The following is a 4,702-nucleotide window of genomic DNA, read 5'->3' as shown; positions in this document are numbered from 1 at the left end:
GCCGCGCGCCGGGATCGCCGCCCTCGGCGGTGGTGGCGTTCCAGAACAGGTTGAGGTCGGACACCCGGTCCGGCAGGCCCGGGAACGACGCCTTGAGCGGCGTCGCGGTGAGCTGGATTTCGTAATCGCCGCTGAAGGGCTGCCGATACCAGAGCGTCAGTCCCGCGCTCGCCTGCAGATCCAGCACGCCGTCCTCGGCGCGCACGAGGCTGTCGGGCGCCTGCCGCTCGATGCGCCAGGCGCCGGTGCCGTGGCGGAAGTCGTCCGACGCCAGCACCGTGCCGGGCGCTTCCTGGCCGTGGGCGGCCAGGCTCGCGAGTCCCAGCAGCCATGCGACGGCGCGGGACGGGCGGTGGATCTCTTCCTGGTGCGGCGCATGCGCAGGGGCCGGGCCGCGGCCCTTCGCGCTCAACGGGTGCATCGGTGATTCAAGGCGTGGTGACAGGACAGGGCGCGACTATGTTGGCCGGCCTCCCGCCCCGGCAAATGCGAAATCCCGCCAGCCACATGCCGATTTCGTGCTTGCCCATCGATGGGCGTGACGCTCGCGCCCGACGACACGCGCCCATGCACCGCGGCCTGCGCCTGCTCGCGCCACCCGATATCGATATGCGGGAATCTTGCTTCGCGCCACCGGTCCGCCTGCCTACGCTTCGCGCCAACTCGTCATGACAGGTTGGACCTGGATGAAACCGAACACGGCCGAACTCATCGCGCTGCCCAGCGCGCCCCTGCATGCGCAGGTCAAGAACACCCTGCGCGCCCGGATCCTGGACGGCACCTACGCGCCGCTGTCCCAGCTGCCGTCCGAGAGCGAACTCGGCGCCGCCTTCGGCGTCAGCCGCATCACGCTGCGCCAGGCGCTGGGCGCGCTGCAGCGCGAAGGGCTGATCTACACGCTGCAGGGCAAGGGCAGCTTCGTCTCCCGGCCCAAGGCCTTCCAGAACGTCAGCAGCCTGATGGGCTTCGCCGAGTCCATGTCGGCCCAGGGCCATGAGGTGCTCAACCAGCTGCGCGGGCTGCGCTTCATCGCGGCCGAGCGCGAGGTCGCCCGGCGCCTCGGCCTGGAGGACGGCGCGCCGGTGGCCGAGATCCGGCGCGTGCGGCTGCTCGACCGTGCGCCGGTGTCGCTGGAGCTCACCTACGTGCCGGCCGCGATCGGTCGCAAGCTTGCCCAGGCCGACCTGGTCACCCGCGACATCTTCCTGATCCTCGAGAACGAATGCGGGCTGCCGCTGGGCCACGCCGACATGAAGATCGACGCGACGCTCGCCGACGCCGAGCTGGCCGAGGCGCTCGGCATGAGCGAAGGCGCGCCGGTGCTGCGCATCGAGCGGCTCACCCACGACGCGCAGGGCCGCCCGATCGACTTCGAATACCTCCACTTCCGGGCCGACGCCTTCCAGTACCGGCTGCGCGTCGACCGTCACCGCCAGGAGCGCTGAATGCAGACCTTCGAACATGAATACGACGTGGTCGTCGTCGGCGGCGGCACCGCCGGACCGATGGCGGCCGTCAAGGCCAAGCAGGCGAATCCGGCGCTGCGCGTGCTGCTGTTGGAGAAGGCCAACGTCAAGCGCAGCGGCGCGATCTCCATGGGCATGGACGGCCTCAACAACGCCGTCATTCCCGGCCACGCCACGCCGGAGCAGTACGTGCGCGAGATCACCATCGCCAACGACGGCATCGTCAACCAGAAGACGGTGATGGCCTACGCGCAGGGCAGCTTCGCGATGATCGAGGAGCTGGACCGCTGGGGCGTGCGTTTCGAGAAGGACGAGACCGGCGACTACGCCGTGCGCAAGGTCCATCACATGGGCAGCTACGTGCTGCCGATGCCGGAAGGGCACGACATCAAGAAGGTGCTGTACCGGCAGCTCAAGCGCGCCCGCGTGGAGATCACCAACCGCGTCGTGGCGACGCGGCTGCTCACCGCCGAGGACGGCCGCATCGCCGGCGTGATGGGCTTCGATTGCCGCACCGCCGACTTCCACGTGATCCGCGCCAAGTCCGTCGTGCTGAGCTGCGGCGCGGCGGGACGGCTGGGGTTGCCGGCGTCGGGGTATCTCTTCGGCACCTACGAGAACCCCACCAACGCCGGCGACGGCTACTCGATGGCCTACCACGCGGGCGCGGAACTCTCGGGCCTGGAGTGCTTCCAGATCAACCCGCTCATCAAGGACTACAACGGCCCGGCCTGCGCCTACGTCACCGGTCCCTTCGGCGGCTACACCACCAACGCCGAGGGCCAGCGCTTCATCGAATGCGATTACTGGAGCGGCCAGATGATGTGGGAGTTCCACCGCGAGCTGCAGGGCGGCAAGGGCCCGGTGTTCCTGAAGCTGGACCACCTGGCCGAGGAGACCATCTCCGCCATCGAGACCATCCTGCACACCAACGAGCGGCCCAGCCGCGGCCGCTTCCACGCCGGCCGCGGCACCGACTACCGCGAGCGCATGGTCGAGATGCACATCTCCGAGATCGGCCTGTGCAGCGGTCATTCGGCCTCCGGCGTCTGGGTGGACGAGCACGCGCGCACCACCGTGCCCGGGCTGCACGCCGCCGGCGACATGGCCTGCGTGCCGCACAACTACATGCTGGGCGCCTTCGTCTACGGGAAGCTGGCGGGCGAGAGCAGCGCCCGCTTCAGCGCGGAGCACGGCCTGGCCGCGGTCGACGCGGGCCAGGTCGAGGACGAGCGCCGCCGCGTCTGGGCGCCGCTGCTGCGCGAGGACGGCCTGCCGCCCAACCAGGTCGAATACAAGCTGCGCCGCATGGTCAACGACTACCTGCAGCCGCCCAAGGTGACCCGCAAGATGGAGATCGGCCTGGAGCGCTTCGAGGCCATCCGCGAGGACCTGGACCGGCTCAAGGCGCGCGAGCCCCACGAGCTGATGCGGGCGCTGGAGGTGCATGCCATCCGCGACTGCGCCGAGATGGCCGCCCGCGCCTCCCTCTACCGCACCGAGAGCCGCTGGGGCCTGTACCACGCGCGCGTCGACTTCCCCGATCGCGACGACGCGCAGTGGTTCTGCCACGCCCAGCTGATGAAGGACGGGCAGGGCCGGATGGTCAGCTTCAAGCGCGCCATCGAGCCCTACCTCGTCCCCATCGCCGACGCCGACCGCAATGCCTACCGGCAGCTGCGCATCGCCACGCCCACCGAGGCTCCCACCGAGGCCCTTCCCGCATGACCACCATCGCCCCGCTTGCCTTCCATCCCAGCGCCGTCCCGGTGACTGTCGACGCCGACAAGTGCATCGCCGACAAGGGCTGCACCGTCTGCGTGGACGTGTGTCCGCTCGACGTCCTGGCCATCGACCTGGTCAAGGGCTCGGCCTACATGAAGTTCGACGAGTGCTGGTACTGCATGCCCTGCGAGAAGGACTGCCCGACCGGCGCGGTGCGCGTCGACATCCCCTATCTGCTGCGTTGACACCGGAGAACCCGAGATGCCTTTCAAGCCCTTGAGCGTCCTGCCGACCGCGGCGCTGAATGCCGCGTTTACCGCCGCGTTGACCGTCGCACTGGCCGGCGCGCCCGCCAGCGCCCGCGCCGAGACCATCCGCGTGGCCATCGGCACGCAGGACACCACGATCAACTGCGCCACCGGCGGCCTGCTGATCCGCGAGCTGAAACTGCTGGAGAAGTACCTGCCGCGCGACGGCCGCTACAAGGAGGTCCGCTACGACATCCAGTGGAAGAACTTCACCTCCGGCGCGCCGCTCACCAGCGAGATGGTCGCCGACAAGCTGGACATCGGCTCCATGGCCGATTCCCGGCTCCAACAACGGCGCGGCCTTCCTCAAGGCCGGCAAGCGCAGCGTGTTCATCACGGTGCTGTCGGGCAGCACGCTGGGCAGCGGCAACGGCATCGTGGTGCCGCGCGACTCCAAGGTCACGCTGCTGTCGGAGCTCAAGGGCCACACCATCTCGGTGCCGTTCGCCTCCACCGCCCACGGCATGCTGCTGCGCGCGGTGGCCGCGCAGGGCTGGGACCCGCAGAAGGACGTGACCATCATCACGCAGGCGCCCGAGGTCGCCGGCCCCGCGCTGCAGGCCGGCAGGATCGAGGCGCATGCGGACTTCGTGCCCTTCGTCGAGCTGTTCGAGCACCGCGGCGTCGCCCGCAAGATCTATGACGGCGCGCAGGCCAACGCGCCCACGTACCACGGCTCGCTGGTCAGCGCGGACTATGCGGCCAGGTATCCGGAGGTGGTCGTCGCCTTCCTGCGCGCGGCGCTCGAGGCGGACCGCCTGATCGCCGTCGAGCCGGAGAAGTACAGCCTGCTGATCGAGCAGGTGACCGGCATCGACGCGGCGGTGAACTACCTCTACCACGGGCCGCTGGGCCTGCAGACGCGCGACCTCACCTGGAAGCCGGAGTACCGGCAGGCGCTGAGGACCTCGATCGAGACGCTCAAGCTGATGGGGCGCGACTCGCCGCTGAACGCGGACAGCTTCATCGACGACCGCTACATCCGCGCCGCGTTCAAGCAGTCCGGCCTGGACTACGAGCAGCGGCTCGCCAACCGGGACAAGCTGCCGCTGAAGGCCGTCGATGCGACGACCGGCCGGCCGATCACCGACGTGCAGCGCGCCGCCGGCATCTGGGTCCAGGGCGAGCCCAAGGTGCGCCACTACGCGAGCATCGAGAACGCGCTCGTCGACCTGCGCCGGATCGAGGCCGCCGGCGGCAAGG

General features: G+C 69.7%; 4 protein-coding genes and 1 pseudogene. 4 read left to right on the top strand and 1 reads right to left on the bottom strand.

The annotated features are described in order from the left end of the window. Positions 1 to 412 (bottom strand): DUF6250 domain-containing protein (locus FUT87_RS19700; RefSeq protein ID WP_222617213.1); only part of this gene is annotated, 412 nt, incomplete at its 3' end. 274 nt (positions 413 to 686) lie between these two features. Between FUT87_RS19700 and FUT87_RS19695 the strand changes: the two genes are divergently transcribed. The 4 genes and pseudogenes from FUT87_RS19695 to FUT87_RS19680 all read left to right on the top strand — a co-directional run. Continuing rightward, a complete protein-coding gene (locus FUT87_RS19695; RefSeq protein ID WP_147242119.1) occupies positions 687 to 1,445 on the top strand; it encodes a GntR family transcriptional regulator in 759 nt (252 codons plus the stop codon). Then, a complete protein-coding gene (locus FUT87_RS19690) occupies positions 1,446 to 3,194 on the top strand; it encodes a fumarate reductase/succinate dehydrogenase flavoprotein subunit (protein WP_147242118.1) in 1,749 nt (582 codons plus the stop codon). After that, positions 3,191 to 3,436 carry a ferredoxin family protein gene (locus tag FUT87_RS19685; protein WP_091724367.1) on the top strand — a complete coding sequence of 82 codons (246 nt, stop codon included), beginning with the start codon at positions 3,191 to 3,193 and terminating at the stop codon, positions 3,434 to 3,436. Before FUT87_RS19690 ends, FUT87_RS19685 begins: the two co-directional genes overlap by 4 nt. Before the next feature lie 16 nt (positions 3,437 to 3,452). Then, positions 3,453 to 4,702 (top strand): annotated as a pseudogene (locus FUT87_RS19680) (ABC transporter substrate-binding protein); the annotation flags it as partial.

The sequence above is a fragment of the Mitsuaria sp. TWR114 genome (assembly GCF_007997345.1).
Note: the sequence above shows the minus strand (reverse complement) of the source record. Positions and strands in the feature narration are given on the sequence as shown.